This is a genomic window from Arthrobacter sp. 35W, assembly GCF_000482545.1.
In the GTDB taxonomy this organism is placed as follows: domain Bacteria; phylum Actinomycetota; class Actinomycetes; order Actinomycetales; family Micrococcaceae; genus Specibacter.
In genome coordinates this window covers 34,671-61,018 of sequence record NZ_KI519454.1, presented here as the reverse complement: position 1 = coordinate 61,018, position 26,348 = coordinate 34,671, and the positions used below count along the sequence as shown (strand labels likewise).

The 26,348-nt window shown below is 68.7% G+C and carries 27 protein-coding genes, 1 tRNA gene and 1 riboswitch; of the genes, 12 read left to right on the top strand and 16 right to left on the bottom strand.

Going from position 1 to position 26,348, the window contains the following annotated elements:
• Positions 1-28: 28 nt before the first annotated feature.
• The 6 genes from K254_RS0100330 to K254_RS0100305 form a co-directional block, all read right to left on the bottom strand.
• Positions 29-283 carry a ferredoxin gene (locus tag K254_RS0100330; RefSeq protein ID WP_026553713.1) on the bottom strand — a complete coding sequence of 85 codons (255 nt, stop codon included), beginning with the start codon at positions 281-283 and terminating at the stop codon, positions 29-31.
• A complete protein-coding gene (locus tag K254_RS0100325; RefSeq protein WP_081709787.1) occupies positions 280-1,632 on the bottom strand; it encodes an NADH-ubiquinone oxidoreductase-F iron-sulfur binding region domain-containing protein in 1,353 nt (450 codons plus the stop codon). The genes K254_RS0100330 and K254_RS0100325 overlap by 4 nt, the downstream gene beginning before the upstream one ends.
• Positions 1,629-2,186 carry a ferric reductase-like transmembrane domain-containing protein gene (locus K254_RS0100320; protein WP_026553711.1) on the bottom strand — a complete coding sequence of 186 codons (558 nt, stop codon included), beginning with the start codon at positions 2,184-2,186 and terminating at the stop codon, positions 1,629-1,631. Before K254_RS0100320 ends, K254_RS0100325 begins: the two co-directional genes overlap by 4 nt.
• Positions 2,179-3,126, bottom strand: coding sequence for an FAD:protein FMN transferase (locus K254_RS20925; protein ID WP_035748815.1), 948 nt, complete (start codon positions 3,124-3,126; stop codon positions 2,179-2,181). Before K254_RS20925 ends, K254_RS0100320 begins: the two co-directional genes overlap by 8 nt.
• Before the next feature lies 1 nt (position 3,127).
• A complete protein-coding gene (locus tag K254_RS25550; protein ID WP_155848398.1) occupies positions 3,128-3,490 on the bottom strand; it encodes a hypothetical protein in 363 nt (120 codons plus the stop codon).
• A 140-nt stretch (positions 3,491-3,630) separates the two neighbouring features.
• Positions 3,631-4,215 carry a cupin domain-containing protein gene (locus K254_RS0100305; RefSeq protein WP_026553709.1) on the bottom strand — a complete coding sequence of 195 codons (585 nt, stop codon included), beginning with the start codon at positions 4,213-4,215 and terminating at the stop codon, positions 3,631-3,633.
• A gap of 210 nt (positions 4,216-4,425) precedes the next feature.
• On the opposite strand from K254_RS0100305, the gene K254_RS0100300 reads away from it, so the two are divergent.
• The gene (locus K254_RS0100300) at positions 4,426-5,949 is read left to right on the top strand and encodes a sodium:solute symporter (protein WP_026553708.1); all 1,524 of its coding nucleotides are present in this window, start codon (positions 4,426-4,428) and stop codon (positions 5,947-5,949) included.
• 115 nt (positions 5,950-6,064) lie between these two features.
• Positions 6,065-6,185: riboswitch (SAM riboswitch) on the top strand.
• Between the two features lie 15 nt (positions 6,186-6,200).
• On the top strand, positions 6,201-6,575 hold the full coding sequence (locus K254_RS20920) for a hypothetical protein (RefSeq protein ID WP_051388588.1): 375 nt from the start codon (positions 6,201-6,203) through the stop codon (positions 6,573-6,575).
• Between the two features lie 73 nt (positions 6,576-6,648).
• Here K254_RS20920 and K254_RS24610 read toward each other — a convergent pair whose 3' ends face one another.
• Both K254_RS24610 and K254_RS0100285 read right to left on the bottom strand, forming a co-directional pair.
• Positions 6,649-7,140: an SRPBCC family protein gene (locus tag K254_RS24610; protein ID WP_051388586.1), complete on the bottom strand. Its 492-nt coding sequence runs from the start codon at positions 7,138-7,140 to the stop codon at positions 6,649-6,651.
• Positions 7,137-7,472, bottom strand: a complete 336-nt coding sequence (locus K254_RS0100285) for an ArsR/SmtB family transcription factor (protein WP_026553707.1) — start codon at positions 7,470-7,472, stop codon at positions 7,137-7,139. Before K254_RS0100285 ends, K254_RS24610 begins: the two co-directional genes overlap by 4 nt.
• A gap of 202 nt (positions 7,473-7,674) precedes the next feature.
• On the opposite strand from K254_RS0100285, the gene K254_RS20910 reads away from it, so the two are divergent.
• Positions 7,675-8,766: a VIT1/CCC1 transporter family protein gene (locus tag K254_RS20910; protein ID WP_231391706.1), complete on the top strand. Its 1,092-nt coding sequence runs from the start codon at positions 7,675-7,677 to the stop codon at positions 8,764-8,766.
• Between the two features lie 31 nt (positions 8,767-8,797).
• Here the strand turns inward: K254_RS20910 and K254_RS0100275 are convergent, their stop codons facing one another.
• Together K254_RS0100275 and K254_RS0100270 are read right to left on the bottom strand one after the other, a co-directional pair.
• Positions 8,798-9,925, bottom strand: a complete 1,128-nt coding sequence (locus K254_RS0100275) for an LOG family protein (protein WP_026553706.1) — start codon at positions 9,923-9,925, stop codon at positions 8,798-8,800.
• 7 nt (positions 9,926-9,932) lie between these two features.
• Positions 9,933-10,376 carry an SRPBCC family protein gene (locus K254_RS0100270; protein WP_026553705.1) on the bottom strand — a complete coding sequence of 148 codons (444 nt, stop codon included), beginning with the start codon at positions 10,374-10,376 and terminating at the stop codon, positions 9,933-9,935.
• A gap of 178 nt (positions 10,377-10,554) precedes the next feature.
• On the opposite strand from K254_RS0100270, the gene K254_RS0100265 reads away from it, so the two are divergent.
• Positions 10,555-11,856 (top strand): hypothetical protein, encoded by a 1,302-nt coding sequence (locus tag K254_RS0100265; RefSeq protein WP_196810841.1) that lies wholly within the window; start codon positions 10,555-10,557, stop codon positions 11,854-11,856.
• A gap of 166 nt (positions 11,857-12,022) precedes the next feature.
• On the opposite strand, the gene sucD is transcribed toward K254_RS0100265, so the two are convergent.
• From sucD to K254_RS0100240, 5 genes are all read right to left on the bottom strand, one after another.
• Positions 12,023-12,925 (bottom strand): succinate--CoA ligase subunit alpha, encoded by a 903-nt coding sequence (gene sucD, locus K254_RS0100260; protein WP_026553703.1) that lies wholly within the window; start codon positions 12,923-12,925, stop codon positions 12,023-12,025.
• A 16-nt stretch (positions 12,926-12,941) separates the two neighbouring features.
• Positions 12,942-14,111, bottom strand: a complete 1,170-nt coding sequence (gene sucC / locus K254_RS0100255) for an ADP-forming succinate--CoA ligase subunit beta (protein WP_026553702.1) — start codon at positions 14,109-14,111, stop codon at positions 12,942-12,944.
• Between the two features lie 210 nt (positions 14,112-14,321).
• Positions 14,322-14,978 (bottom strand): hypothetical protein, encoded by a 657-nt coding sequence (locus tag K254_RS0100250; RefSeq protein WP_026553701.1) that lies wholly within the window; start codon positions 14,976-14,978, stop codon positions 14,322-14,324.
• Positions 14,979-14,992: 14 nt separating this feature from the next.
• Positions 14,993-17,419 (bottom strand): DNA helicase PcrA, encoded by a 2,427-nt coding sequence (gene pcrA, locus K254_RS0100245; RefSeq protein ID WP_081709786.1) that lies wholly within the window; start codon positions 17,417-17,419, stop codon positions 14,993-14,995.
• A gap of 51 nt (positions 17,420-17,470) precedes the next feature.
• A complete protein-coding gene (locus tag K254_RS0100240; protein WP_026553699.1) occupies positions 17,471-18,316 on the bottom strand; it encodes an inositol monophosphatase family protein in 846 nt (281 codons plus the stop codon).
• A 65-nt stretch (positions 18,317-18,381) separates the two neighbouring features.
• Here K254_RS0100240 and K254_RS0100235 point away from each other — a divergent pair, with 65 nt between their 5' ends.
• The 4 genes from K254_RS0100235 (at position 18,382) to K254_RS0100220 (ending at position 20,963) form a co-directional block, all read left to right on the top strand.
• On the top strand, positions 18,382-18,999 hold the full coding sequence (locus K254_RS0100235; RefSeq protein WP_026553698.1) for a hypothetical protein: 618 nt from the start codon (positions 18,382-18,384) through the stop codon (positions 18,997-18,999).
• 156 nt (positions 19,000-19,155) lie between these two features.
• Positions 19,156-19,232: transfer RNA gene (locus tag K254_RS0100230), tRNA-Arg, on the top strand.
• Between the two features lie 115 nt (positions 19,233-19,347).
• Positions 19,348-19,749 carry an NUDIX hydrolase gene (locus K254_RS0100225; RefSeq protein WP_026553697.1) on the top strand — a complete coding sequence of 134 codons (402 nt, stop codon included), beginning with the start codon at positions 19,348-19,350 and terminating at the stop codon, positions 19,747-19,749.
• A gap of 71 nt (positions 19,750-19,820) precedes the next feature.
• Positions 19,821-20,963 (top strand): GGDEF domain-containing protein, encoded by a 1,143-nt coding sequence (locus K254_RS0100220; RefSeq protein ID WP_026553696.1) that lies wholly within the window; start codon positions 19,821-19,823, stop codon positions 20,961-20,963.
• 34 nt (positions 20,964-20,997) lie between these two features.
• Here K254_RS0100220 and K254_RS0100215 read toward each other — a convergent pair whose 3' ends face one another.
• Positions 20,998-22,893, bottom strand: a complete 1,896-nt coding sequence (locus tag K254_RS0100215) for an ABC transporter ATP-binding protein (protein ID WP_026553695.1) — start codon at positions 22,891-22,893, stop codon at positions 20,998-21,000.
• Between the two features lie 113 nt (positions 22,894-23,006).
• Between K254_RS0100215 and K254_RS0100210 the strand changes: the two genes are divergently transcribed.
• The 4 genes from K254_RS0100210 to K254_RS0100190 all read left to right on the top strand — a co-directional run bounded on the left by K254_RS0100210 (position 23,007) and on the right by K254_RS0100190 (position 26,302).
• On the top strand, positions 23,007-23,801 hold the full coding sequence (locus K254_RS0100210; protein ID WP_026553694.1) for an oxygenase MpaB family protein: 795 nt from the start codon (positions 23,007-23,009) through the stop codon (positions 23,799-23,801).
• A 153-nt stretch (positions 23,802-23,954) separates the two neighbouring features.
• Positions 23,955-24,761 (top strand): amino acid ABC transporter substrate-binding protein, encoded by an 807-nt coding sequence (locus tag K254_RS0100200; protein ID WP_026553693.1) that lies wholly within the window; start codon positions 23,955-23,957, stop codon positions 24,759-24,761.
• Positions 24,762-24,813: 52 nt separating this feature from the next.
• Complete coding sequence (locus tag K254_RS0100195; protein ID WP_026553692.1) at positions 24,814-25,473, top strand: amino acid ABC transporter permease; 660 nt, start codon at positions 24,814-24,816, stop codon at positions 25,471-25,473.
• The gene (locus K254_RS0100190; RefSeq protein WP_026553691.1) at positions 25,460-26,302 is read left to right on the top strand and encodes an amino acid ABC transporter ATP-binding protein; all 843 of its coding nucleotides are present in this window, start codon (positions 25,460-25,462) and stop codon (positions 26,300-26,302) included. Before K254_RS0100195 ends, K254_RS0100190 begins: the two co-directional genes overlap by 14 nt.
• The last annotated feature ends 46 nt before the right edge of the window (positions 26,303-26,348 follow it).

Sequence of the window (26,348 nt, the reverse complement as noted above, 5' to 3'; positions counted from 1 at the left end):
GCTGCCCTGGCAGCGGCACCCGCCGCGGTCAGGGCAGCCTTTTCAGTCCCAGCGCCAGGCGTGGGCAGAGTGCGATGGCGTCCGCAGCGCCGTCGAGCTCCTCCCACACCAGCGGAACGTCCGTCCGCTCCCCGGGGCCGCCCCGGCGCGCCACCGGGTAGCCCCATTCATCCCGGTCCAGGGCTTCGGGCAGCAGCTCAACGCACAGCCCCCGCCCCTCGCACGCCGTCCAGTCGATGTGGAGCAGCCCGGCCGCCCTGCGCGGTTCCGTTGGTGTGGTCATCCCAGCCTCCTTCCGGTGGCGGTGCAGTGGCCCTGGCGGTGGGCCTCGATGTCGCCGGCAAAGGCGGCCAGGGCACTCCCGCTCAGCCGCACGGAGCCGTCCGGGTGGTGGCAGGCCCCGCGGCCCGCCACCAGGCTGCCCAGCCGGTGGCCTTCCGCGGCCAGGGCCGCGTCCGGCGCCCCCGCCGCCATCCGCCGCCAGGTTGCGGCCAACGCCGGCAGTCCGAAAAGGCAGGGGCCGCATTGTTTGGCCGACTCCCCGGCCAGGTAGTCCAGCATCGCCGCCGTCGCCTCGACACCGCAGCGGCCCGGCCCCAGGACGTGCAGCACGCCGGCCCCGGGGTGGACCACCTCGCCGTCGGGCCCGGCGGGCGAGAGCCGCAGGCCGTCCGGGGACACCCAGCGGCCATGGAACCCACCCACCAGCACCCTCGAGCCGGACCCGGCTCCGGCCGCGGCCAGTACGTCCACCAGCACGCTGTCGCCGACAATCTCGTAGACCGTCGGCGCCGGGACATCCCCGCAGACAGTGGCCAGCCGGGTGCCGGGATCGGCGGCGGATCCCAGCCAGCGGAACCAGGAGGCTCCGAAGCGGGCAATCAGGGCGATGTGGGCCAGGGTTTCCACATTGTGCACCAGCGTGGGCAGCCCCTTGACTCCGCTCTGGCTCAGGCGCGCCGCCTTGTCCCGCGGCAGCGCCGGGCCCCTGCCAATCGCCCGGACGACGGCGCTGGCCTCGCCGGCGACAAAGCTGTCCGGCGCCTCCACCAGCTTGATGCGCCGTGCGTCGGAGCGCTCGGCCAGCGCAGCGGAGGCCGCCGGAAGGCTGCCGGCATTGGTGTACAGATACAGCTCCGAGGCCCCCAGGGCGTTGGCCGCGGCCAACAGACCGTCGATCACCAGATGCGGCGCGTTGGCCAGCAGCGTGCGGTCCTTGAAGCTGTCCGGCTCCCCTTCCGCGCCGTTGGCCACGATGGCAACGGTTCCCTTGCGCCGCCTGCCGGCGGATGCCCCGGCCGCCTCCGCGGCAGCATCTCCGCCCGCGGATGTTGCGGCAAGCTTGCGCCACGCGGCGAAGGCCGCCCCGCCGCGGCCGGTCAGGCCGGAGGCCTCCAGCTCGGCGGCCAATCCTTGGGCGGACAGCCCTGCGGGCAGTGGACCGAAGGTGTCCAGGTGCCGGCGCAGGTCGGCCACGGCGCCGGCGGCGAAGAGCCTGGCAGCGCCCGCCGGTGCAGCGGAACGTCCGGGCGCGGGGCTGGTGCCGGAGCGTGTGCCGGAGCCGGTGCCGTACGTTGTGGCGGCTCCGCCCGCGGCGCCGCCAAAGGTTCCGATGGTTCCTGCGATGCTCATGACAGTCCTCTCTGGCCCGCCCGGGCCGGTCCACGGAAGGCCGCCGAGGCCCGCCACAGCACAGCGGCGCCGACCAGCACCACCGAGCCGATGGCCATTCCAAGGAACCACCCGCTGGTGCCCTCGGTGCCATTGCCGACGGCATGGGCCAGCGCAACGGGCCACATGGCATAGGCCAGCCAGTGCACCGCCCGGAACACCCGCGCGCCAAGCCGGCGCCGCAGCAGACTGGTGGCGACAATGGCCAGCAGCAGGTCGAAGGCCACCGTGCCCAGGCCCTGCCAGAGGGGCCGGTAGGCACCCAGGAAGGGCACGACGACGTCGGCGAGGTCCAGCAGGGCATAGGTGTCCAGCAGCAGCGATCCCACATGCAGAAGCAGGAAGATGCTCGCCAGCAATGCAAGGTTGCGGTGGATCAAGGCCACGGAAAAGCGCGGAATGACAAGCAGCGGCCGCCCGGAGCGCGTCAGAATGCCCAGCAGCACCGAGGCGGTCAACAGCCCCAGCGAGAGGAATCCGCTGGCCCGGCCAAAGGCCCAGAGTGCCTCATCCATGGTGTGCCGCCTGCGCCTGCTGCAGCCGGGGCCAGGCGCCGGTGCAGAGGGTGCGCCGCTGCTGGTCCACCAGCCGGGCGTCCGCACCCACCGCATCGAGCCAGCCGCGGGCGGCGTGGCCGCGGACGATGGCGGCGGTGCTCAGCGCGTTGGCCCGCAGGCACGACGGCGCCGCGACAGTGGCGCTGCGCCAAACCGTCTGGGCTGGCAGGCCAAACCGCGGGTCCAGGATGTGGTGGACGTTGCGCCCCTCGCGCAGCCAGCGCCGCTTGGAGGTGCTGGAGGTGGCCAGCGCCCAGCCCGGCGCAAGGGAAATTTGCTGCGCCGGATCGCCGTCGTCGTCCTGCACCAGGATCTCCCAGCGGCCCTCAGGTGCCGGGCCGGCGGTGGCGATGTCCCCGCCCAGGTTGACCAGGACTCCGCAGCCCAGCGTGGTGGACACGCTCTGGGCTGCCAGATCGGCGGCCACCGCTTTGGCCGTGGCGCCCAGGTCCAGCTGGAGGTCCGCCGGGACCTGCAGGATGCCGTCGGCGAGGCCTATCCGCTGCCAGCCGGGCGTTCGTCGGGCAACCCTAACGGCGGGCGCGGCAGTTGTGGACCCCCGGGGAGCCGTGGAGACATCGAGGCTGGTGATGTCGCGGTCGTAGCCCAGGGCGGCCAGGTCGCGGCCCAGCGTGGGGTCGACGTCGCCGTCGGTCCAGACGGCGGCCAGCAGCGCCTTCTCCACCAGCCGCGCCAGCGTCGGGCCCACGCAGGCGCCCGCCGGAAGCCGGGGTGCCAGGCGCGACAGCTCGGAATCGCTCCGGAACCTGCTGCAGGCCATCTCAACCTCGGTGAGCGTGGCGCGGACCAAAGCGGCGGCGTCGTCGAGCGCGCCGGGGTCCGTCACCACCACGGAGGCCTCAAGCCCCCACACGGTCCACAGCTGTGTCGCAGCCATCTCAGGACCCCGCGGAACGGCTGTCGGCCGCTCCCCCAGTGCCCGGCAGGACGGCAGATGAGCCGGTGCCGCTCTGGTCGGCGGCCGAGGATCCCGACCCGGCCGATGATGCGGCCGGGGACGAGGTGTCGGATGAGGAGGCCGTGGAGCCTGAACCGGAGGCCGCCGATGACGAACTCGTTGCCGAACTCGATCCGGAGCTTGACCCCTGTGGGGAGGTGGAGCTGGTGGCGGAGGATGTTGCGGACTTTGGCGTGGCGGTGACGACTGCCGCGGTGGCGATCCCTGCCACGCCGAGGCTGCCCAGCGCCACCACCGTTGTCACGCCCGCCGCAATCCGTTTGCCGCTTCTGCGAGCATCCATGGCTTTTCCTCCTCAAATTGGACCCGGCTTAAATCGAGTGCCCCTAGGCATTCAATCTTTCGGCCGTTTCCTATGAGGAGGCTATGAATCCGACGTGGTCACGCTGGGCTTTGGTGGAAGCCTGCGAAAATGCCGGCGGATCAGCCGCCGGAACCGGAAGCCGCGGGGACCAGGATCCAGAGGGCCTCCACAGGCTCATCCGTTTCGTTGACCCAGGTGTGCGGTTCGCGGCCCGGGAAGGAGAGGGTGTCGCCGGCGTGCAGGTCGTAGCTGCTGTTGGTCATCCGCAGCGTCAACCGGCCGCTGATGACGTGCAGAACATCAACATCGCAGTCCACGGCATACAGCTCGGATTCACCGCTGCCGCGCGGTTCAATGGTGGCGCTGAGGATCTGCAGGCGCCGTTCGGAGCGGGCCGTCAGCAGGCGCTCCACAATCCCCTCGCCGCCGAGGGAGATCTTGGGCCCCTCGTCGCGTCGGCACAGGTGCGTTTCCGGAACGGCAAAGAGATCGCCGACGGCGATGGAGAGGACTTGGCAGAGCGTCACCAGCGAGGCCACGGACGGGGACGTGAGATCCCTCTCAACGCGGCTCAGAAAGCCCTTGGTGAGCCCCGTGGCGTCCGCCACATGCTCTATGGTTAACCGCTGGGCCTGGCGCGCCGCACGCAGCCGTGAACCGATGGCCACCGGTGCCGCACTGGGTTCAACGGGTAGTGCTTTCATGGGACACCTTTTCTTCTTGTGGTCATGCCTGAGGAACTCTACACACCTCGGCAGCACGCCCCGCCACCATCTCGCGGCAGATGCCCCAATTCGGACGATATTGACTGTAACCGTAGTCACAGTTTAGCCTAGGGAGCAACAGATGTTGCCCGTGAGGCAAATCTCATTGGGGAATTTCTTTCCACACCACCAGCATTTGGAGCTCATCTCATGGCACTGAACATAGCCATCGTCGTCATCTATCTGGTGGCCATGCTGGCCTTCGGATGGTGGGGCAAGTCCCGCACCAAGAACAACAGCGACTTCCTCGTTGCCGGCCGCCGTCTCGGTCCGTTCCTTTACACCGGAACCATGGCCGCCGTCGTCCTCGGCGGCGCCTCCACCGTCGGTGGTGTCGGTCTCGGCTACAAGTTCGGCATCTCCGGCATGTGGCTGGTGGTGGCCATCGGCGTCGGCGTGCTGCTGCTGAGCCTGCTCTTCGCCCCCACCCTGCAGAAGCTGAAGATCTACACGGTCTCCCAGATGCTGAGCCTGCGCTACGGCCAGGAAGCCACCAAGGCTTCCGGCATCGTGATGCTGGCCTACACCATCATGATTTCGGCAACCTCCACCGGCGCCTACGCCACCATCTTCGTGGTGCTGTTCGGCTGGGAGCGCTGGCTGGCCATCGCCGTGGGCGGTGCCATTGTGCTGGTCTACTCGACCATCGGCGGCATGTGGTCCATCACCCTGGCCGACCAGGTGCAGTTCGTCATCAAGACCGTGGGCATCTTCTTCCTCATGCTGCCGTTCACGCTGAACGCCGCAGGCGGCCTGGATGGCATCCGCGCCCGTGTTGAGGAGAGCTTCTTTGCCTGGGATGGCATCGGCGTCAGCACCATCATCACGTTCTTCGTGGTCTACACCCTTGGCCTGCTGATCGGCCAGGACATCTGGCAGCGCGTCTTCACCGCCAAGACCCCCACCGTCGCCCGCTGGGGCGGCGCCACCGCCGGCATCTACTGCGTGCTCTACGGCGTCGCCGGCGCCCTGATCGGTCTGGCCGCCAAGGTGGCCCTGCCGAATCTCGACGTCGCAGCCCTGGGCAAGGACGCCGTCTACGCCGAGGTTGCCACCCACATCCTGCCGATCGGCATCGGCGGCCTGGTCATGGCCGCCGCCGTTGCAGCCATGATGTCCACCGCCTCCGGTGCCCTGATCGCCGCAGCCACGGTGGCCCGCGCCGACGTCGTCCCCTTCGTCGCCAGCTGGTTTGGCAAGACGATTGACACCTCCGATTCGGACAACCCGGAGCACGATGTCCGCGCCAACCGCTTCTACGTGCTGGGCCTGGGCATCCTGGTGGTGCTGATCTCCATCCTCGCCTCGGATGTGGTGTTCGCCCTGACCATCGCCTATGACATCCTCGTCGGCGGCCTGCTGGTGGCCATCGTCGGCGGCCTCGTCTGGAAGCGCGGCACCGGACACGGTGCGGCCTGGTCCATGGCGGCCGGCTGCATCACCACCCTGGGCCTGCTGGTCCTCTACGGCACCGGTGTGCTGCACAGCCTGGATCCGTTCAATGACGGCATCTACGCCAACGAGCCGATCTACTTCGGTCTGATCGCCTCGCTGCTGGTCTACATCGCCGTTTCGCTGGCCACCAAGCCCACGGATGCTGCCATCCGCACCGAGTGGGATGCCCGCGTTGCCGGCGCCAAGCTGGACGAGGCTCCGCTGGAGACCGCCCGCTAGGCACAGCTGGACTACTGCTTCACCACCGGAATCGGCGGTCGGATTGCGTCACATGGCGCGGACCGGCCGCCGTTTTCGTGCGCCCCGGCGCCTCTTGGGCCTAGGCTGGGTGCAGCTTCAAGAGATGTGGTGCCAAGCTCCGACTTGCCACACGCCAACCCCATGTTCCCGGGTGGCTCGGATGAGGAAGCGGTCCGCGGCGGGCTCGAGACAACCGGCGCGGTCAAGAGCATCGATCGAAGGCTGCCGCCATGGCCCACTCCGCCACCCCCTCCCCCACTGTTTCCCTGCGCCCCGGTGCTGCCGCTGTTCGTTCCGCGGCGCCGGGATCCACTCTGGCGTCCACGCCGGCGGCCATGCTGGCGGCCACACCGGCGCCTGTGCCGGCGGCGGTCCGCGTGCTGCCGATCGTGGACGCCCTGCTCGGCACCGTCGAATTCCGCTGCGCCGGGGTGTGGCTGCGGCTGTGGTGTGCAGATCCGGCCGGCCTGGGCGCCGCCCTGGACCGCGCCGTCGCCCCTCCCCGCTGGCACCCACAGGGCGGGACCATCACCGTCGCCGTCGCCGCCACAGGCCGGCGCACCGGCGTCGAACTCCACTTCCCCCTGCACCCCGACCACCGGTGACAACCGGTGACAACCGGCCACCACTAGCATCTGTGCGACAGTAGGTGTCGCACAGATGCAAAGGACGACGGCCTCAGGAGGCCAGGCGGCGGAGCTTCTCCAGGGAGGTGCCCCAGCCGGTGATCGAATCGCCGAAATCGAAGGACTCGGTGTCGAAGTGCTGCACTATCGTCATCCGGGTGCGTCCGCCCAGGTCCTCGAAGGTGATCCGCGCCGTGACGTCGAAGGGGAAGAACTCCGACGGCGGCTCGTGCAGTTCCAGCAGCGACGGCGGTTCCACTACCGTGAAGTGGGCGGTCGAGGGGAACTCCTCCCCGCTCTCATCCACCACCATGGTGGCCGTCCAGATGCCACCGACGACGGCGTCGATCTGGACACTCTCGCGCGGGGTGTGCAGGTGTTCCGGCCCCCACCACTGCGCCAACTGATCCGGATCGGTCCAGGCCGCGTAGAGCAGTTCGCGTGGTGCATCGAAGATCCGCACGATTCTCAGCGTGGTGCCATCCACAGCCATGGACTCGCCCTCGCGGGCCAATGTGTCAACCGTGTTCTGTTCAGTAGTCATTTCCCTTGCTCCCTTTGGATTCGCTTGATGTGGGCATCCAGCCGGTCCAGGCTCTCGTCCCAGAACCGGCGGTATTGCTCCATATAGGCGGCCACTTCCCGCAGCGGCCCGGCCGTGAGCCTGCTGGAGCGCCATTGCGCGTTCCTGCTGCGGGTGATCAGCCCGGCCACCTCCAGCACCTTCAGATGCCGGGAGATGGCGGGCAGCGAGATGGCAAACGGCTCGGCCAATTCCGTTACCGTCGCGTCACCCTCGCTGAGGCGTGCCAGGATGGCTCGCCGGGTGGGGTCTGCCAGTGCGGCGAAGATCAGGCTGAGCTGGTCCGTGGCCATTCGCGTTTAACCAATCTGTTAATTAACTACTTCGTTAAATATGACCCTCCACACGTCCGCCGTCAAGACCCGGGAACGGTTTTTCGGCGGGCTCTGCGGTGGGGGCGGAAATTCGCCGCACCGAAACCTTCGGGGGAGGTTTACCGTCCAGTATTCCCGCCGTCAAAGGGCTACAGTGATGGCTGACCCGAGGAGGACCGCCGTGCCGGAACGCATCCCCAGCCCAGCCGACATCAAGCGCTGGCGCCAGTATCTGGCCGATGAACGCGCCGAGGCCGCGCTCTACCGCGAGCTGGCCGCCAAGCGCGACGGCGAGGAGCAGCGCATCCTGCTGGCCCTGGCTGAGGCCGAAGGGCGCCACGAACACCACTGGCTGGCGCTGCTGGGCGAGAACGCCAATCCGCCGCGCAAGGCCTCCCTGCGCAGCCGCATCCTGGCCATGCTGGCCAAGCGCTTCGGCTCCGTCTTCGTCCTCGCCCTGGCGCAGCGCGCGGAGTCCCGCTCCCCCTACGCCACCGATGCCGACGCCACGCCTTCCATGGCCGCGGACGAGCAGATCCATGAGGAGGTGGTGCGGGCCCTGGCCACCAGCGGGCGCATCAGCCTCTCGGGCAGTTTCCGGGCCGCGGTGTTCGGCGCCAACGACGGTCTGGTCTCCAACCTGTCCCTGGTGATGGGCATGGCCGCCACCGGCGTCTCCTCCACAGTGGTGCTGCTCAGCGGCATCGCCGGGCTGCTGGCCGGGGCCCTGTCCATGGGTGCCGGGGAGTTCGTCTCCGTCCGCTCCCAGCGCGAGCTGCTCGATGCCTCCCGCCCCACCCAGGTCACGCTGTCCGCGGCGCAGTCGCTGGATCTGGAAAACAACGAGCTGGTGCTCATCTATCTGGCCCGGGGCATGAGCCAGGAGGCCGCCGAGCACCGCGCCGCGGAGCGCCTGGGCGCCTTCACCTGCGATTGCGATCCCAGCCTGTCCCTGCAGCCGGAGAAGTTCCAGGAGACGGACGAGCATGAGACCCTGGGCACCGCCTGGGGCGCGGCGGGTGCCAGCTTCTGCTTCTTCGCCTCCGGTGCCATCATCCCGATCATCCCGTTCATCTTCGGCATGACCGGCTTGTGGGCCCTCGTGCTGGCCTGCGCACTGGTGGGGCTGGCCCTGCTGGGCACCGGCGCCGTCGTCGGGCTGCTATCCGGGGCCTCGCCGCTGTCGCGCGGACTGCGCCAGCTGGCCATCGGCTTCGGCGCCGCGGCCGCCACCTACGTGCTGGGCCTGGCCTTCGGGACAGTGCTGGGCTGACGGGCCTCAGCCGGCGCCCCGGCCGGCAGCGTCAGCCCGCCAGGACGGCGCAGGCCTCCTCGATGGTGTCCACGCAGTGGATGCGTGCCGCCATGGCCCGGCCGGCGGCCAGCGTGGACAGCAGCGGCCACACGGGCAGCTCCTTCTCCCAGTGCGCCCGGCCCACCAGCACCATCGCAGCCACGGCCTCCTCGGCAGCGTAGTAGTTCTCGCAGCCGTCCTGGAAGATCTCCTGCACCGTTCCGGCAGCCCCCGGCAGAAACACTATGCCCCCGGTGCAGCGTTCCAGCAGCATGGCCTCGCGGATCGAATTGGCGAAGTACTTCGCGATGTGGGTGGCAAAGATGTTGGGTGGTTCGTGGCCGTAGAACCAGGTGGGGATGCCCAGATTGGTGGCCCCTGCCGGATGGCGTTCGACGACGGCGGCCGCCACCCGCGCCCAAGCCGACACCGAAGGCCGGAACCCGGGCACCGCTGCCAGCTCCGCCAGCGCCTGGTCCAGGGCGCCGTCGTCTTCCTGTGAGAGGTAGGCGCCCAGGTTGGCTGCCTCCATCGCTCCGGGGCCGCCGCCGGTGGCAACCACCTTGCCCGAGCGGGCCAGCAGCCTCCCCAGCCGGGCCGCCGTCGCATAATCCCTGCTCCCTCGCGCCGCGGCGTGTCCGCCCATCACGCCCACCACGGGCGCGCCGGCCAGGGCGCCGTCGTTCAGTTCATCGTCCAAGGCATCAGAGATGGCGTGGTCGTGCATGGCCGTGGCCAGGGTCGCGTCGAGCGAGCGCTCCCGGCCGGCCTGCAGGGCCCATTGGTAGATCAGCGCGTCAGGCGTGCCCTCATATGGGGAGCCGGAGATGCCCTCGTAGAGCTCGGCTCCCGTGTAGAGCCGGCCGCGGTAGGCATTGAACGGGATGCCCGGCAGCGTCGGGAAGAGCAGGGCTCCGCGGGCCCGCAGCGAATCCTCCAGCCCCGGGGCGAAGTGGCAGCCCATGAAGATCGCACCGGCGGCGCGGAGCCGGCGCAGCACGGCGCTGCGCTCAGACAGGTCGATGGACTGCACATGCCAGCCGTGCATAGACGCAGCGCCGGCGGCCACCAGCGCGTCGAAGCGGGCCAGATCGTCCACATCCACGGTGCCCATGCGCGGAGCCAGCGGGGGTGCCATGGAAAGCCTAGGCCCCGGCGGTGAGGTGCGCGTCGAGGTTGGCCAGGGTGCGCTCGATGCCCACGGCATTGCGGCACTTGTAGCGCAGCAGGCGCATGGGCAGCCGGAACCCGCTCCCGCGGGCGTCCCATTCCTCCGTCACCAGGGTGCCGCCGTCGGCCGGTTCCAGGGTGTAGCGCCAGATATGTCTGCCGACGTGCTGCCAGGCAATCCGGCGTCCCTCCTCGAACTCGACAACGGTGTTCAGGATCTTGTAGTCCACAGCCATGTTCATCTCCATCCCGAACCGGGCGCCAAGGGACAGCCGTTCCGGACCGCCCGGCTGCGCCGCCTGGACGGTGCCGGAGCCGTCGATCACCGAGTGCATCGCGGGCACGGCCAGCACGTCAAAGATCTCTTCGGCCGCGACGGGGATGAAGCGTTGGCGGGAGACAAAATCGGGATCAGTCATCCCGCTAGCCTAGTCCCGTCCGGCCCGCCGCGACGGCAGGGAAATTCACACACACATTGCAGGAATCGCGCGTACAGTGCATTTTGGCGGGGCCGATGGCGGCCCGTTGACGGACAGTGGATCGGCAATCTTTGACCAGGAAAGTGGTGGCGTTGTGGCGTGGACACGAGTATCGGATGTGGCGCAGTTCACTGAGGCACTGGCGGCGGGCGCCGCGCAGATCGAAGTCTCTGGGACGCTGAAGGGCATGCCCTCGGTGACGCTTCCGCCCGGAACCGCCCTGCGCGGCGGGGAGCTGGTCTTCGGGGCCAAGGGCCTGCGGCTGACCAGCAACAACTCCCTTGCAGACACCACTGTGCGCACCTCGGCCCATGAGCTGGCCATCTACAACGATCCCTCCGTGGCTGATCTGGGCACCCTTCGGCTGAAGAATGTCACCACTTCCGGGCAGGTGTACCTGACCGCCGAGGGCAGCATCCACGCCGGCCGGGTGGAGGCCGACGGCGTCCACGTGGCCGAGGCGGACACCCGCGGCCGGGTGGACAGGCCCACCGGCTTCGGCGTCGAGGCCCTGCAGGGAGCCTTCACGCTGTGGAACCGGCAGCCGGACGCCGCCGTCGTACTAACGGCCCGGCTGGAAAACATCTCCGCCGGCAGCAGCGAGGCCCCGGTCCGCGGCGGCGGCGTCTTCGTCGGTGGGCACGGGAACAAGGCCGGCAAGGCCGACGGCGGCACCGTGGCCGTGGAACTGCTCTCCACCGGCGAGGTGTTCTCCGACGGCGGCATCGCTCCCGGAACGCCGGATCTGATCAGCGGCGGCGTCTTCGTCATCAGCGGGGCCAGGGTTGCCCAGGTGGTGAACCGTGGGACCACAACCACGTTCGGGCAGAACGACATGGTGCTGGACAACTGGGGAGAGGTGGCGCACTGGACGGCCCAGGGTGCTGTCACCTCGCACGGCCCCAGCGGCATCGGCTTCGTAAACTTCGGCGACATCGGCGTGCTCACCGTCCAGGCTCCCATCGTGACCACCGGGCTGGGCGCACGGGGCTTCAATGTCTATGACGGCTCGCTGAAGGCGGCCAGCTTTGAATCGATCACCACCCGCGGCGACGGCTCGGTGGGCATCCAGGTCAGCCGCGAGCTGCCCTCCCTCACCATCACAGGCAGCCTCTCCACCTCCGGCGGCACGGGCGAAAGCCTCGTCAAGGGGGTGCTGATGCCCCTGTCGGCCATCGCCCTGAGCGTGAAGCCCACAGGCAGCATCGGCACGGTGGACATCGGAGGGGACGTGGCGACCGCCGGCGACGCGCTGGCCACAGTGGACCTTGAGGGCCCGGTGGGCACGCTCACCGTGGGCGGAAGGGTCATCGCCGCCGGCGCCGGGGCCACGGCAGTGCGGATCAGCGGCCAGAGCGGCCCGGACCTCAGCGGACTGCGGCTGGAAGCCCCGCACGGCGACGCCGTCACCAAGGCGTAGCGGAGGCCCCTTACCCCCAGCCCGCGACGCAGTCCCCCGCCCAGGATGCAGTTGTAGCCATGTCCCAACCGGGAACGCGCGTCCTGAATGCAATTGCGTGTCGGGGGAACGACGGCGGCCCGCCACCTTCGCGAAGAAGGTGGCGGGCCGCCGGGTGGTGCGGGTGCTACAGGGCTGCGAAGACCTCGCGCAGCAGGGTGGCGGTCTCGGACGGCGTCTTGCCGACCTTCACGCCGGCGGCCTCGAGGGCCTCCTTCTTGGCCTGTGCCGTACCAGCGGAGCCGGAGACGATGGCGCCGGCGTGGCCCATGGTCTTGCCCTCCGGAGCGGTGAAGCCTGCAACGTAGCCGACAACCGGCTTCGTGACGTGGGCCTTGATGTAGTCAGCGGCGCGCTCTTCAGCGTCGCCACCGATCTCGCCGATCATCACAATCGCCTTGGTCTCCGGGTCTGCCTCGAAGGCAGCCAGAGCGTCGATGTGGGTGGTGCCGATGACGGGGTCGCCACCGATGCCGATGGCGGTGGAGAAGCCCAGGTCGCGCAGCTCGAACATCATCTGGTAGGTCAGGGTGCCGGACTTGGAGACCAAGCCGATCGGGCCCTTGCCGGTGATGTTGTTCGGGGTGATGCCAACCAGTGCCTCACCGGGGGTGATGATGCCGGGGCAGTTCGGGCCGATGATGCGGGTGATCTGCTTGCCGTCGGCGTCGACCTTGGACTGGGCCAGGGCCCAGAACTCGGCGGAGTCCTGTACCGGCACACCTTCGGTGATGACGACAACCAGCGGAACGCCGGCTTCGATGGCCTCGACAACGGCGGCCTTGGTGAAGGCCGGCGGCACGAAGACGATGGAGACGTCGGCGCCGGTCTTCTCGACGGCTTCGACGACGGTGCCGTAGACGGGCAGTTCAACGTCGCCGTGCAGCACGGTGGTGCCGGCCTTGCGGGCGTTGACGCCACCGACAACCTGGGTGCCGGCCTTGAGCATCAGGGCGGTGTGCTTGGTGCCCTCGCCGCCGGTGATGCCCTGGACGATGACCTTGGAGTCCTTGTTCAGAAAGATAGACATAGTAAAAGTCCTCGCTTTACTTCGCGGCGTGGGCGAGTTCGGCGGCCTTGTCGGCGCCCTCGTCCATGGTGGCGGCCAGGGTGACCAGCGGGTGGTTGGCCTCGTTGAGGATCCGGCGGCCCTCTTCGACGTTGTTGCCGTCCAGGCGGACAACCAGCGGCTTGTTCGCCGCGGAGCCCAGCTCGGCCAGCGCGCCGACGATGCCCTTGGCAACGGCGTCGCAGGCGGTGATTCCACCGAAGACGTTCACGAACACGCTCTTGACCTGGGGGTCGTTGAGGATGACGTCCAGACCGGCGGCCATGACCTCGGCGGATGCTCCACCGCCGATGTCCAGGAAGTTGGCGGGCTTGACGTTGCCGTGGTTTTCACCAGCGTAGGCAACGACGTCCAGGGTGGACATGACCAGGCCTGCACCGTTGCCGATGATGCCAACTTCGCCGTCCAGCTTGACGTAGTTCAGGTCTGCGGCCTTGGCCTTGGCTTCGAGCGGGTCGGCTGCTGCCTTGTCCTCGAGCTCAACGTGGTGCGGGTGGCGGAAGTCGGCGTTCTCATCCAGGGAGACCTTGCCGTCCAGGGCCACGATGTCGCCGGCGCCGGTGCGGACCAGCGGGTTGACCTCAACCAGGGTGGCGTCTTCCTTCTTGAAGACGTCCCAGAGCTTGATGATGGTCGCTGCGACCTTGGGGGCCAGTTCGGCGGAGAAGCCTGCGGCGGCAACGATCTCGTCAGCCTTGGCTGCGTCGATGCCGACGGCCGGGTCAACGGCGATGCGGGCCAGAGCCTCGGGGCGCTCGACTGCGAGCTCCTCGATCTCCATGCCGCCTTCCACCGAGCACATGGCCAGGTAGTTGCGGTTGGCGCGGTCCAGCAGAACGGAGAAGTAGAACTCTTCAGCAATGTCAGCGCCCTGGGCGATCATGACAGTGTTGACGGTGTGGCCCTTGATGTCCATGCCGAGGATGGCAGATGCGTGTTCGAACGCCTCATCCGCGCTCTTGGCCACCTTGACGCCGCCGGCCTTGCCGCGGCCACCAACCTTTACCTGTGCCTTGACGACGGTGACGCCGCCAATCTTCTCGGCTGCTGCCTTTGCTTCTTCAGGGGTGTGCGCAATGATGCCGGCAAGCACGGGGACTCCGTGTGCCTCAAACATGTCGCGCGCCTGGTATTCAAACAGGTCCACGGGTTTGTGTCCTTCTACGTCGAAGTAGTGTTCTGTCCAGTCCTGGGACTGCGAAGCACAGGCCTGCACCGTCGCATGGCTGTAACGCATGGAAGGAATCAGGTGCTGATGCTCCAAGGGGAACTTTAGTGCAGAGGGGATTGGCCCCTCCCCCAGACTACCTGTTTAGTGAACAACGACACATTTGCTGGCCTGTGCACCCGGCAGCGGCTAGGGAAGTGCTGTGAAGGCGTCCCGGTCGATGTGGAACCCCACGCCGTTGGACAGGTTGGCGCAGGCCAGCCCATCGTCCAGAGGCGCGCAGCGGTAGCCGGACGCGTCGATGCCCTGCCCCGGGGCGAGGATCGGCAGGTCCGCAAGGATGTCCGACGGCGTGCCCTTGGGCCCGTAGGCGGCCTCCATCGCGGTGACGCCGGCGCGGCAGTTTCCGTAGGCGACGGCGTCGGGGCTGAGCCGCACGGTGCCGCCCAGGAAACCGAGGTGGGTGCCGGCGCAATCGTCGGTTGCAGCCGCTGGCGCGGGATAGCCGGCCAGCTGGCAGTCCACCACCGGGACCAGCGGCGCGCTCTTGAGCGCGTCGTCGTCGAAGTTGCTCGGCTCCCACGGGCTGGCCGCCTGGCCCGCACGGGAAAAGGTCATGGCGCAGGCAATGTTGCGGTCCTCGGTGATGAAGGCCGTGACGGCGACGCCGTCGGGCCCGGGGGCCTCCTGTGCCGGCGTGGCCACCGGAGCGGCCTTGAGCCGGTCAAGGTACGACGACGGCGCCGCGGCCGAGGTGCCCGCCGCCGGGTCCGGGCTGGTGAAGGTGACGCAGCCGGTGCAGCCGAGCAGCACCGCCGCAAGGACTGCCAGGGACGGGGCCAGCATCCTCCTCGGCATGCCTAGGAGTCCACCTTGACCAGCGGTGCGTAGCGCAGCAGCAGGCGCTTCTCGCCAATGTCGAAGCGGACCTTGGCCACCGTCTTGTCCCCGGCGCCCTCGACGGCCAGCACGGTGCCGTTGCCAAAGCTCGTGTGGTTCACCTTGTCCCCCACGACGACGGCGATGACCTCCTTTTGCGGCTGCACCCGGCCGGCGGTGGTGCGGGCCGACAGGCTCGGCGGCAGCTCCCCGCCGTCGCGCCCGCCCACAGCGGAGCCGGCGCCCCAGAAGGACCCGCCGTAGCGGCTGCTGCCGAAGGATCCCCCGCCGGCGGCCGGAGCGGTGCGGGCGGTGCCCTCGCGCTTCCAGTCGATCAGCTCGGCGGGCACCTCGTCGATGAACTGGCTGGCCGGGTTGTACTGGCTCTGGCCCCACAGGCTGCGCACCTCGGAACGGGTCAGGTAGAGGCGCTTGCGGGCGCGGGTCAGGCCCACATAGGCCAGCCGGCGCTCCTCGGCGAGCTCGTTCGGATCCGTCGCAGAGCGCGAATGCGGGAAGAGGCCGTGCTCCATGCCGGTCAGGAAGACCACCGGGAATTCCAGCCCCTTGGCCGTGTGCAGCGTCATCAGCGTCACCACGCCCAGCCGGCGGGCCTCGGCCACGGCCGCTGCGGCATCGGCGCTGGAGCCTTCCGGCGCGTCGGGGATCTGGTCGGCGTCGGCCACCAGGGCCACCTGCTCCAGGAAGCCGCCCAGCGTGCCCTCGGGGTTGTCGCGCTCGTATTCGCGCACGACGGCGACCAGCTCGGCCAGGTTCTCCACCCGGGACTCGTCCTGCGGGTCGGTGCTGGCCCGCAGCCCGGCCAGGTAGCCGGTCTGCTCCAGCACGGCCTCCAGCGCGGAGGCGGCACCGGACCCGGCGGCCACTTCGCTGAGGTCGTCCATCATCTTCACAAATTGGTTGACGGCGTTCAGCGAGCGTGTGGCCATGCCCGGCGCCTCGTCGGCATGCCGCAGCGCCGCCATGAAGCTGCACCGCTCGCGCTCGGCCAGCGCCGCCACGGCGCCCTCGGCCCGGTCGCCGATGCCGCGCTTGGGCTCGTTGAGGATGCGGCGCACATTGACGTCGTCCTCCGGGTTCACCAGCGCCCGCAGGTACGCCAGGGCGTCCTTGATTTCCTTGCGCTCGTAGAACCGCGTGCCACCCACCACGCGGTAGGGCAGGCCCACGCGCACCAGCACATCCTCGATGGAGCGGGACTGGGCATTGGTGCGGTAGAAGATCGCCACGTCGCCGGGGCGCAGATCGCTTTCGTCCTGGAGGCGGTCGATCTCCTCGGCAATGAAGCGGGCTTCCTCGTGCTCGTTCTCGGCCACGAAGCCGATGATCTTCTCGCCGTTGCCCTCGGCCGTCCACAGGCGCTTCTCCGGCCGGTTGGGATTGCGGGAGATCACCGCGTTGGCGGCGCTGAGGATGGTCTGCGTGGAGCGGTAGTTCTGCTCCAGCTTGATGGTGCGGGCGTTCGGGTAGTCCTTGGCGAACTCCACGATGTTGCGGATGTCCGCGCCGCGGAAGGCATAGATGGACTGGTCGGAATCACCCACCACCGTAAGCTCCGCCGGCTCAATGCCGGTTCCCCCGCCGGTCGAGCTTGTCGAAACCGAGCCCACGATTTCCTTCACCAGCGCGTACTGGGCGTGGTTGGTGTCCTGGTACTCGTCCACCAGCACGTGCCGGAAGCGGCGGCGGTAGGAATCCGCCATGCCGGGGAAGGCCCGGAACATGTACACGGTCTGGGCAATGAGATCGTCGAAGTCCATCGCGTTGGCCTGGCGCAGCCGCTGGGTGTAGCCCTTGTAGACCTCCGCGACGGCGGCCTCGAAGGGATCGTTGAAATTCGCACTGCCGGCGTAGTCGTCGGCGTCGATGAGCTCGTTCTTCAACGCGGAGATCTTGTGGGAGATCGCCTTGGGCGCGAAGCGCTTGGGATCCAGATCCAGCCCCTTGGCCACCATGGTGATCAGGCGCATTGAGTCCGCGGAATCGTAGATGGAGAAGTTGGAGTTCATCCCGATGGTGGTGGCCTCGCGGCGCAGGATGCGCACACAGGAGGAGTGGAAGGTGGAGATCCACATGTTCTTCGCCGGATCCCCCACCAGGGCGCCGATGCGTTCGCGCATCTCGGCCGCGGCCTTGTTGGTGAAGGTGATGGCCAGGATCTCGCCCGGATGCGCCCGGCGCGTGGCCAGCAGGTAGGCGATGCGGTTGCTGAGCACCCTGGTCTTGCCGGAGCCGGCGCCCGCAACGATCAGCAGCGGCGATCCGGCGTGTTTGACGGCCTCCTCCTGCTGCGGGTTGAGCCCCTGCAGCAGCTCCTCGGCGCTGGGCAGCACGGGTGCGGGCGGGCTCTGGCGGGGCGCGGAGTAGGCGTCAAACAACATATCCATGGTCATCCAAGTCTAGTTGGCACCGCCGACGACGGCTCCGCCAGGCCGTAACTATGCAGGCAGGGCGCCGCTGCGAAGCGCCGCCGAGACCTCGCGGACGGCGGTGGGCGGGCCGGCCACACACCAGTCGAGCCCGTTGACGCGGACGACGGCAGTGTCCCCGCCTGCGGCGTGCACCAGGGCCTTGCCCGGCTGCCAGTCCCAGGGCGGGCAGCTGTGCTGGAACCAGCAGCCCAGCTGGCCCTGCGCCACCCGGGCAAGGTCGCAGGAGCCCGAACCAAACATGCGCAAGGTTGCCGGCAGCAGGGCCGCCGCCGTCCAGGGACCGGCCGCCCTAGGCTCGGACAGCCAGCCCGGATGGATGTAGGTCCCGGCGCTGATCTGGGCCGCGGGGTTGTCGTCGATGGCTGGCAGCGGCACGCCGTTGCGGGTGGCCGGGACACCGATGCCGCCCAGCCAGAGCGAGTCCTCCTGTGGCTGGTAGACGGCGCCCAGCAGCGGCTCGGCGTCGGCCAGCCAGGCGTCGTCGTCGGTGCCCGCTCCGGGCGCGGAGGCGGGACGCGCCACCAGGGCCAGCGCCGAGCACCAGTAGCTGGAACCGGAGAGGAAGTTGTAGGTGCCATCGACGGGGTCCAGCACCCAGACGCGGCCGCTGCTGCCGTGGTGGCTGGCACCCTCTTCGCCCAGAATGCCGTCCTCGGGGCGGCAGCGGCGCAGCTGGCCCAGCAGCCAGGCCTCCGCGGCCTTGTCCGCGGCCGTCACGACGTCGGAAATGGACGTCTTGCGTTCACCCGTCAGGCCGTGGGCGCGCATCTCCAGCGCCAGCGTTCCGGCCTGGCGCAGCAGGGCGGCAGCCAGCTCGTTGTCGGAAAGGGAGGGATCCAGGTCATTGGCCACGGCACCACCCTAGCGCCCCCACGCTGCGCGCGCCCGGGCGCCCCGGCACGCGGGATAATGGAGGCATGTCGAAAACCCCAGCACAGCGTGCTGCCAAACATGGTGCCAAGGCCGTCCCCGCCGCCAACCAGCCTCCGGCGAACCCCGGCGCGCCCCGGGATCCAGCCAAGGCGGCCGGCAACGCGAACCTGATTGTCATTGCCTCTCTGGTGGCCAGCCTGTTCCTGTTTTGGTATTTCCACCTGCTGACGCTGAACCAAATGACAGATCTCTCCGGCGGCCTGGCCATGCCCGATTCCCTCATCGGCGGGTTCGACACGGCCTATGTCCACCAGCTCCGCGCGGCCATGAACGAGGACGCCCTGGGCCAGTTGGACTACGTCCACAAGACGGCCGGCACATTGTTCCCGCTGGTTTTTGGCTTCAGCGCCCTGGTGCTCATCGCCGTCAATGTGGCGAAGAAGCAGCTGCGCTGGGCCTTGTGGGCCGCTCCCCTGCTGTTCGCCGTCGTCCAGTTGTGCGCCAATGTCGCCGTCGGCTCCATGCTGATGTCCGCGGAGTTGAACGCCGGGACGGTGGCGCTGGCCAGCGTGCTGGTGGTGGCGTCCTGGGTGCTGCTGCTCCTGTCGGTGCTGGCCTGTGGCTTTGCCCTGTACACCGGACGGGCCCGCAAGGCCGCCTGACCGCCTGGCCTGACGGTCCGGGCTGACGGCCGCGCAGGGACGCGCAGGGACCTTCGCGGACGCGCTGTGGGCATTGTCCGCAGCACACCTTCGGGACCGGTAAGGTAGTGAGCGCAACCGCACGAGGCCCGCAGGCTTGGGCCCCGGCGGTGGCACGCGTGAGTAGCTCAGCAGGATAGAGCGTCCCTCTCCTAAAGGGAAGGTCGCGGGTTCGAATCCCGCCTCGCGCACCAATGTGCAGTTTCCAAGCAGGGCCCGGCGCTTCGGCACCGGGCCCTGCGGCGCACCCGGCACGGCTGCGCTCCCGGCCTGGACAGGGCATCCCCTCCCTCCCCCTAGACTTGACGCGTGAGGAAGCTCTTGAAGGTATCGGCCGTGTGCGTGTACGACGACGCCGGACGGCTGCTGACCGTCCGCAAGGCGGGCACGGAAAAGTTCATGCACCCGGGCGGCAAGCCCGAACCGGGCGAGAACGCCGCCGAAGCCGCCGCCCGCGAACTGCGCGAAGAAGTCGGCATCGAGGTGGATCCTGCGGATTTGGTGCTGCTGGGCGTCTGGACGGCCGTGGCCGCCAACGAGGCCGCCACCGACATCGAGGCCACCGTCTTCACCGCCCCGGGCACCTGGACCGCAACCCCAGCCGCGGAGATCGCCCAGCTGCGGTGGATGGCGCTGGACAGCGCGGCGGACCACGATGATCTGGCCCCGCTGCTCACCGACCACGTGCTCCCGGCTCTGCTGGCAGGATAGACACCGCCGCACCACCACCCCCGCCGCTGCGGCGGGGCTTTGTCCAAACCTGCTTTGAGGGGAATGCGGAAATGTTGGACCTTGCCACGATGAGGATTGTCTTTGCCCTCCTCACCTTCACCATGCTGGTCTTGTTCTATCTGGACACCTACCGCCGCACGTCGGCACCCTACTGTGCCTGGTGGTGTGGAACCGTCGCAGCCTTTTTCCTGAATTCTGTGCTGCAGCTGGTGGCCGCCGCCGGCGGCCAGGAGTGGGCCAGATATCTGGGAAACGTCATCGTGGTCTTGGGTGCGGCCTTCGTTTGGGCAGGATCCCGGTCGCTGGCGGGCCGGCCCGTGAGGTGGTGGCATTGGGCTCCTGCCCCCGCACTGGCCGTTCTGGGCGTGTGGGCCACCAACGACAGCCCGAGTGCTGTGGGATCTGTCATCGTCGTTGCCCTTGTCGGTGCGGGGATCGGGCTCGGCTCCATCGAGCTGTTCCGGGTCTGGAAGGATTGCAGGATCCACTCGCGCCCGCTGGCCATTGCCTCCGCCGCCTGTGCCTTCTACTTCCTCTCCCGCGCCGTCGTCCAGGCTGTGCTGGGTCCCCAGGCCCTGCTGGCCGTCCACGTTTTCGGACCCGGGGTCGGGACCCTGCTGTCGATGCTGCTGCTCATCGTGGTGACGTCAAGCATGGCCTCGCTGAGTGTCCAACAGCACCTGAAGATGCTCAAGATCCAGGCCGCCCACGACGGTCTGACAGGTCTGCTCACCCGCACGGAATTCCTCAAGCAGGCCCCGCCCCGGCTGCAGCACGCTGTCGAGGCTGGCACTCCATCCGCGCTCATCATGGCGGATCTTGACCATTTCAAGAGCATCAACGATTCCCTCGGCCACGGCGCCGGCGACCAGGTGATCCGGGCCTTCGCCGATGCCTGCCGCGGGTCGGTGCGCTCCACGGACCTCATTGGCCGCTACGGCGGGGAGGAATTCATGCTGCTGCTGCCCGGTGTTGGCGCCATGGCAGCGTCGCGCATTGCCGAGGACATCAACAGCTCCCTGGCCGCCGCCGCCGGCCTGGCCATGATGGACAGGCCGCCGACGGCGAGCTTCGGCATCGTGGCCACGTCACAGGGGCGCGAATCGGTCGATTCACTCATCCGCCGCGCCGACGCCGCCCTGTACCGGGCCAAGGCGGAGGGCCGCAACCGGTCCGTCATCGCCGCCAGCTGAGGCCGGGCCCAGGGACGCTCTGGCCGCCATCGGGTCAGTCGTCGGTGGATGCCTCCACGACGGCGGCCACGGCCTGGGCGAACTGCGTCCGGTGCAGCTCCGCATAGCGGCCGCCGGCAGCCAGCAGATCATCGTGGGTGCCGCGTTCCACAATGCGCCCGCCCTCGACCACCAGGATGGCGTCCGCCGCGCGGATGGTGGAGAGCCGGTGGGCGATCACGACGGCGGTGCGCCCTTCCAGCGCCTCCCCCAGCGCAGCCTGGACGGCCGCCTCGTTGGTGGAGTCCAGGGCCGCGGTTGCCTCGTCCAGGATCACCACGGCCGGCTGCACCAGCAGCAGCCGGGCGATGGTCAGCCGCTGGCGTTCGCCGCCGGAGAGCCGGTAGCCGCGTTCGCCCACCACCGTGTCCAGTCCGTCGGGCAGCGCCCGGGCAAAGTCCTGAAGCCGGGCCCGGTGCAGGACGTCCCAGATCTGCTCATCCGTGGCGTCCGGCTTGGCCAGGCGCAGGTTGGAGCGGATGGTTTCGTGGAACAGGTGGCCGTCCTGGGTGACCATGCCGATGCTGGCCCGCAGCGAATCGAAGGACACGTCGCGCACGTCCACCCCGGCGATGCGCACGGCACCGGAATCGACGTCGTACAGGCGCGAGAGCAGCTGGGCGATGGTGGATTTGCCGGCGCCGGAGGAGCCCACCAGGGCGATGGTCTGCCCCGGCTCGGCCCGGAAGCTGATCCCGTGCAGGATCTCCTCGCCGCCCCGGTTGTCCAGCACGGCGACGTCCTCCAGGGAGGCGAGGGAGACCTTGTCGGCCGAGGGGTAGGCGAAGCGCACGTCGTCGAACTCGATGCCGACGGCGCCGGCCGGCAGGGCCCGGGCCCCGGGCGCCTCCTGGATGAGCGGCTTCAGGTCCAGGATTTCAAAGACCCTGTCGAAGCTGACGAGCGCGCTCATGATGTCCAGGCGCGCATTGGCCAGGGCCGTCAGCGGGGCGTAGAGGCGCGTGAGCAGCAGGGCCAGCACGACGACGTCGCCGGGGGCCAGCTGTCCGCCGATGGCCAGGTAGCCGCCCAGGCCGTAGACGAGGGCCAGGGCCAGCGAGGACACCAGCATCAGCGCGGTGAAGAAGACGAACTGCATGATGGCCGTCTTCACGCCAATGTCGCGCACGCGGGCGGCGCGGGAGCGGAACTCGCGGGATTCCTCCGCCGGGCGGCCGAAGAGCTTCACCAGCGTGGCGCCGGGGGCGGAGAAGCGCTCCGTCATCTGGGTGCTCATGTCCGCATTCAGGTTGGCTGCCTCGCGCCGCAGCCCGGCCAGCCGGGAGCCGAAGCGCCGCGCGGGCACCAGGAACACCGGCAGCAGGACCAGCGCCAGCACCGTCACCAGCCAGGAAGTGTTGAGCATGACGATCAAGGTCAGCGCCAGGGCCACCACATTGGAGACGATGCCGGACAGGGTACCGCTGAAGGCCTGCTGGGCGCCGATCACATCCGAATTCAACCGGCTGACCAGGGCGCCGGTGCGGGTGCGGGTGAAGAACGCGATGGGCATCTTCTGGACATGGTCGAACACGGCGGTGCGCAGGTCAAGGATCACGCCCTCCCCCAGATTGGAGGACAGCCAGCGGATCACCAGGCTCAGCCCGGCCTCAAGCACCGCGACCAGGGCGATGAGCAGGGCCAGGTTGATGACGATCTGGACATCGGACTTGGCCACGATGGCATCGACCACCCGGCCGGCGAGCACGGGAGTGGCGACCGCCAGCACGGCCGAGGCCACGGAGAGGACCACAAAGACGGCCAGCTTGCGCGAGTAGGGCTTGGCAAAGGCAATGGTGCGCCGCACCGTGTCCTTCGAGATGGCGTTGTTGCTCTTGTCGGAGCGCATTGAGCTCCACAGCGAGCTCCACGCCGCGCCTTCCATACTCATGTCGGTGGTCCTCCAGACCGTGGGGCCGGCTGGGTGCCGGACGTAGGGTTCAAGACTACGCGCGGGGCCGGACAGTGCGCCCATGCGGCGGGCGCGCTGGGTACAGTGGAGGCATGACGCGCGAGGTTCAGGACATCGGGGCCGAGGGGATCCTGCTGGCCGGCGGCGCGCGCGCCATTCTGCTCCAGCTGGCCCACCCCGCCGTCGGGCGCGGCGTGGCCGAACACAGCACCTTTGCCGCGGACCCCATCGCCCGTCTGCAGGCGACCATGACCTATGTCTACGGCGCCGTCTACGGCACCGAGGAGCAGGTGGCGGAGGTCCGCCGCCGGGTCAACCGGGCACATGCGAAGGTCCGCTCCGCCGAGGGCGCCGAGGGCGCCGGGCCCGCCTACAACGCGTACGACCCCCACCTCCAGCTGTGGGTTGCCGCCACCCTGTACCAAACGGCCGCCACCCTGCACACCGAGGTGTTTGGGGCGCCCAGCGACGACGTTGCCGAGCGGCTCTACGCCCACTACGCCATTCTGGGCACGGTGCTGCAGATGCCGCCGGGTCTGTGGCCCGCGGACCGTGCGGCCTTCGCCCGCTATTGGGACGCGCAGCTGGCGCAGCTTCAGGTCACCGACGCCGCGCGTGCCGTGGCCCGGGACCTCCTGTACCCCGCGAAGGCCCCGCTGTGGCTGCGTTCCCTGATGCCCACGGCCCGCCTCGTCACGGCGGGGCTGCTGCCGCCGCAGCTGCGCGGGGAGTTCGGCCTGCAGTATTCCGCGGCGCAGCAGCGCCGGTACGCCAGGCTCCTGGGCACCACCGCCGTCGTCTATCCCAAGGTGCCGCGGCGGCTGCGCCACGCCCTGCGCGACCACTACCTCAAACGCCTGCGCCCCACCCCTGGCCCGGCGGCATAGGCATCCGCCCGCATGTGCGTCAAATCACCACCTTCACAATTGCGTCACAAGAGGAAATAGAAGTGCCACACGGCGGCGTTGTGGCTGGTAGTCTCGCTCCCAATGCGGCCGCCGCGATCCGGCGCCGCTGAGTTCTCGATCAAAGGAATCCCCATGAACCGCCGCCGCTTTGGAATCATTGGCCTGCTGGCCGCCACCTCTATCGCACTGGCAGCCTGCTCCGGCGGAACGGGGTCGACGGCGTCGGGCGGGGACACCTCGCTGGCGGATGTGAAGAGCAAGGGCGAGATCGTCTTCGCCACCGAGGGCACCTACAAGCCGTTCAGCTTCCACGAGGGCGGCGCCGGCGCACTGACCGGCTACGACGTCGAAGTTGCCCAGGCCGTGGCCGGCAAGCTGGGCGTCAAGGCCGTTTTCCAGGAGACCCAATGGGACGGCATCTTTGCCGGCCTGGAGGCCAAGCGCTTCGACGCCATCGCCAACCAGGTCACCATCAATGACGAGCGCACCGCCAAATACGATTTCTCCACCCCGTACACCATCTCCTCCGGCGTGATCGTGGTGAAGGATTCCAACGATTCCATCAAATCCTTCGAGGACCTCAAGGGCAAGACCACCGCCCAGTCGCTGACCAGCAACTGGTACACGCTGGCCACCCAGAGCGGCGCCAATGTGCAGGCCGTGGAGGGCTGGGCCCAGGGCGTGGCCCTGGTGCAGCAGGACCGTGTGGATGCCATCGTCAATGACAAGCTGACCTGGCTGGACTACAACAAGAACACCCCGAACTCGGGCCTGAAGGTCGCCGCCACCACCACCGACACCTCCAAGAGCGCCATCACCTTCCGCAAGGGCTCCACCGAGCTGGTGGCCTCTGTGGACACCGCCCTGGCCGAGCTGGCGGCGGACGGCACGTTGACGGCCATTTCCGAGAAGTACTTCGGCGCCGACGTCAGCAAGTAGCCCCTGTCCCGCACGTCCCAACGGGCCCCGGGAATCGGGGTTAGGGTGAACCATGAATCTTGATCTGGCTCTTCGGTCTCTGGGCCCGATGCTGCTGGAGGCTGTCCGGGGAACCATTCCCCTGACATTGATCTCCTTTGCTCTGGGCCTGCTGATTGCCCTGCTGATCGCGCTGATGCGCATCAGCGGCAACAGCATCCTCGCCGCCATCGCGCGCGTCTACGTGTCCATCATCCGCGGCACCCCGCTGCTGGTGCAGCTCTTTGTCATCTTCTACGGACTCCCCTCGCTGGGGATCAAGCTGGATCCGTGGCCGAGCGCCGTCATCGCCTTCTCGCTGAATGTCGGCGGCTATGCGGCGGAGATCATCCGCGCCGCCATCCTCTCCGTCCCGCGCGGCCAGTGGGAGGCCGGGCACACCATCGGAATGTCCCGCGGCCAGACCCTGCTGCGGATCATCCTGCCGCAGGCGGCAAGGGTGTCGGTGCCGCCGCTGTCCAACACCTTCATTTCCCTGGTCAAGGACACCTCGCTGGCCTCGCTGATCCTGGTGACGGAGCTGTTCCGTGCCGCCCAGCAGGTGGCGGCCTTCAGCCAGGAGTTCATGCTGCTCTACCTGGAGGCGGCCCTGATCTACTGGGTGATCTGCCTGGGCCTCTCCACCGTCCAGTCCATGCTTGAAAAGAGGTTGGACCGCTATGTCGCCCACTGATCCCACCGCCGGCTCCACGGATTCCGCCGGCTCCGATGGCGAGGCGCCGGTCCTGAGCGTCCGCGGTTTGAAGAAGTCCTTCGGCACCAACACCGTGCTCCGCGGCATCGATCTGGATGTGCCGCGCGGCTCCGTGGTGGCCCTGATCGGCCCCTCCGGCTCGGGCAAAACCACCATCCTGCGCTCGCTCAACGGGCTGGAGATCCCCGACGCCGGCACGGTTGCCGTGGCGGGCGACGACGGCGGCAGCGCGGGCAGCACCCGTCCGCCGCTGGCCGTCGATTTTGCCGCCAAGGTGGGCACCAAGGCGATTGCCGCGCTGCGCGACCGCAGCGCCATGGTCTTCCAGCACTACAACCTCTTCCCGCACATGACGGTGCTGCAGAACGTGACCGAGGGCCCGATCCAGGTGCACAAGCGCCCCCGGGCGCAGGTCGTCGCCGAGGCGGAGAAGCTGCTGGACCGCGTGGGCCTGCTGGAAAAGAAGGACGCCTACCCCTTTGAGCTCTCCGGTGGTCAGCAGCAGCGCGTGGGCATTGTCCGTGCGCTGGCGCTGAAGCCGCAGCTGCTGCTCTTCGACGAGCCCACCTCCGCCCTGGACCCGGAGCTGGTGGGCGATGTCCTGGAGGTCATCAAGGAGCTCGCCGACGAGGGCTGGACGATGGTGATGGTCACCCACGAGCTCGCCTTCGCCCGGCAGACGGCCGATGAGGTCATCTTCATGGACGGCGGCGTCGTCGTCGAACGCGGCCCCGCCCAGGAGGTGCTGCGCGCGCCCAAGGAGGAGCGGACCCAGCAGTTTGTCCGCCGGCTTCTGCACGAGTTCTAGCCCCCACCCCAACTGGGTGACACTTATCGCACGTTTGGACGTCCGG

Coding starts and splice junctions, on each gene's coding strand:
- K254_RS0100330 (WP_026553713.1), bottom strand. CDS start 283: ATGACCACACCAACGGAACCGCGCAGGGCGGCCGGGCTGCTCCACATC.
- K254_RS0100325 (WP_081709787.1), bottom strand. CDS start 1,632: ATGAGCATCGCAGGAACCATCGGAACCTTTGGCGGCGCCGCGGGCGGA.
- K254_RS0100320 (WP_026553711.1), bottom strand. CDS start 2,186: ATGGATGAGGCACTCTGGGCCTTTGGCCGGGCCAGCGGATTCCTCTCG.
- K254_RS20925 (WP_035748815.1), bottom strand. CDS start 3,126: ATGGCTGCGACACAGCTGTGGACCGTGTGGGGGCTTGAGGCCTCCGTG.
- K254_RS25550 (WP_155848398.1), bottom strand. CDS start 3,490: ATGGATGCTCGCAGAAGCGGCAAACGGATTGCGGCGGGCGTGACAACG.
- K254_RS0100305 (WP_026553709.1), bottom strand. CDS start 4,215: ATGAAAGCACTACCCGTTGAACCCAGTGCGGCACCGGTGGCCATCGGT.
- K254_RS0100300 (WP_026553708.1), top strand. CDS start 4,426: ATGGCACTGAACATAGCCATCGTCGTCATCTATCTGGTGGCCATGCTG.
- K254_RS20920 (WP_051388588.1), top strand. CDS start 6,201: ATGGCCCACTCCGCCACCCCCTCCCCCACTGTTTCCCTGCGCCCCGGT.
- K254_RS24610 (WP_051388586.1), bottom strand. CDS start 7,140: ATGACTACTGAACAGAACACGGTTGACACATTGGCCCGCGAGGGCGAG.
- K254_RS0100285 (WP_026553707.1), bottom strand. CDS start 7,472: ATGGCCACGGACCAGCTCAGCCTGATCTTCGCCGCACTGGCAGACCCC.
- K254_RS0100275 (WP_026553706.1), bottom strand. CDS start 9,925: ATGGCACCCCCGCTGGCTCCGCGCATGGGCACCGTGGATGTGGACGAT.
- K254_RS0100270 (WP_026553705.1), bottom strand. CDS start 10,376: ATGACTGATCCCGATTTTGTCTCCCGCCAACGCTTCATCCCCGTCGCG.
- sucD (WP_026553703.1), bottom strand. CDS start 12,925: ATGTCTATCTTTCTGAACAAGGACTCCAAGGTCATCGTCCAGGGCATC.
- K254_RS0100250 (WP_026553701.1), bottom strand. CDS start 14,978: ATGCTGGCCCCGTCCCTGGCAGTCCTTGCGGCGGTGCTGCTCGGCTGC.
- pcrA (WP_081709786.1), bottom strand. CDS start 17,419: ATGGATATGTTGTTTGACGCCTACTCCGCGCCCCGCCAGAGCCCGCCC.
- K254_RS0100235 (WP_026553698.1), top strand. CDS start 18,382: ATGTCGAAAACCCCAGCACAGCGTGCTGCCAAACATGGTGCCAAGGCC.
- K254_RS0100220 (WP_026553696.1), top strand. CDS start 19,821: ATGTTGGACCTTGCCACGATGAGGATTGTCTTTGCCCTCCTCACCTTC.
- K254_RS0100215 (WP_026553695.1), bottom strand. CDS start 22,893: ATGAGTATGGAAGGCGCGGCGTGGAGCTCGCTGTGGAGCTCAATGCGC.
- K254_RS0100210 (WP_026553694.1), top strand. CDS start 23,007: ATGACGCGCGAGGTTCAGGACATCGGGGCCGAGGGGATCCTGCTGGCC.
- K254_RS0100200 (WP_026553693.1), top strand. CDS start 23,955: ATGAACCGCCGCCGCTTTGGAATCATTGGCCTGCTGGCCGCCACCTCT.
- K254_RS0100195 (WP_026553692.1), top strand. CDS start 24,814: ATGAATCTTGATCTGGCTCTTCGGTCTCTGGGCCCGATGCTGCTGGAG.
- K254_RS0100190 (WP_026553691.1), top strand. CDS start 25,460: ATGTCGCCCACTGATCCCACCGCCGGCTCCACGGATTCCGCCGGCTCC.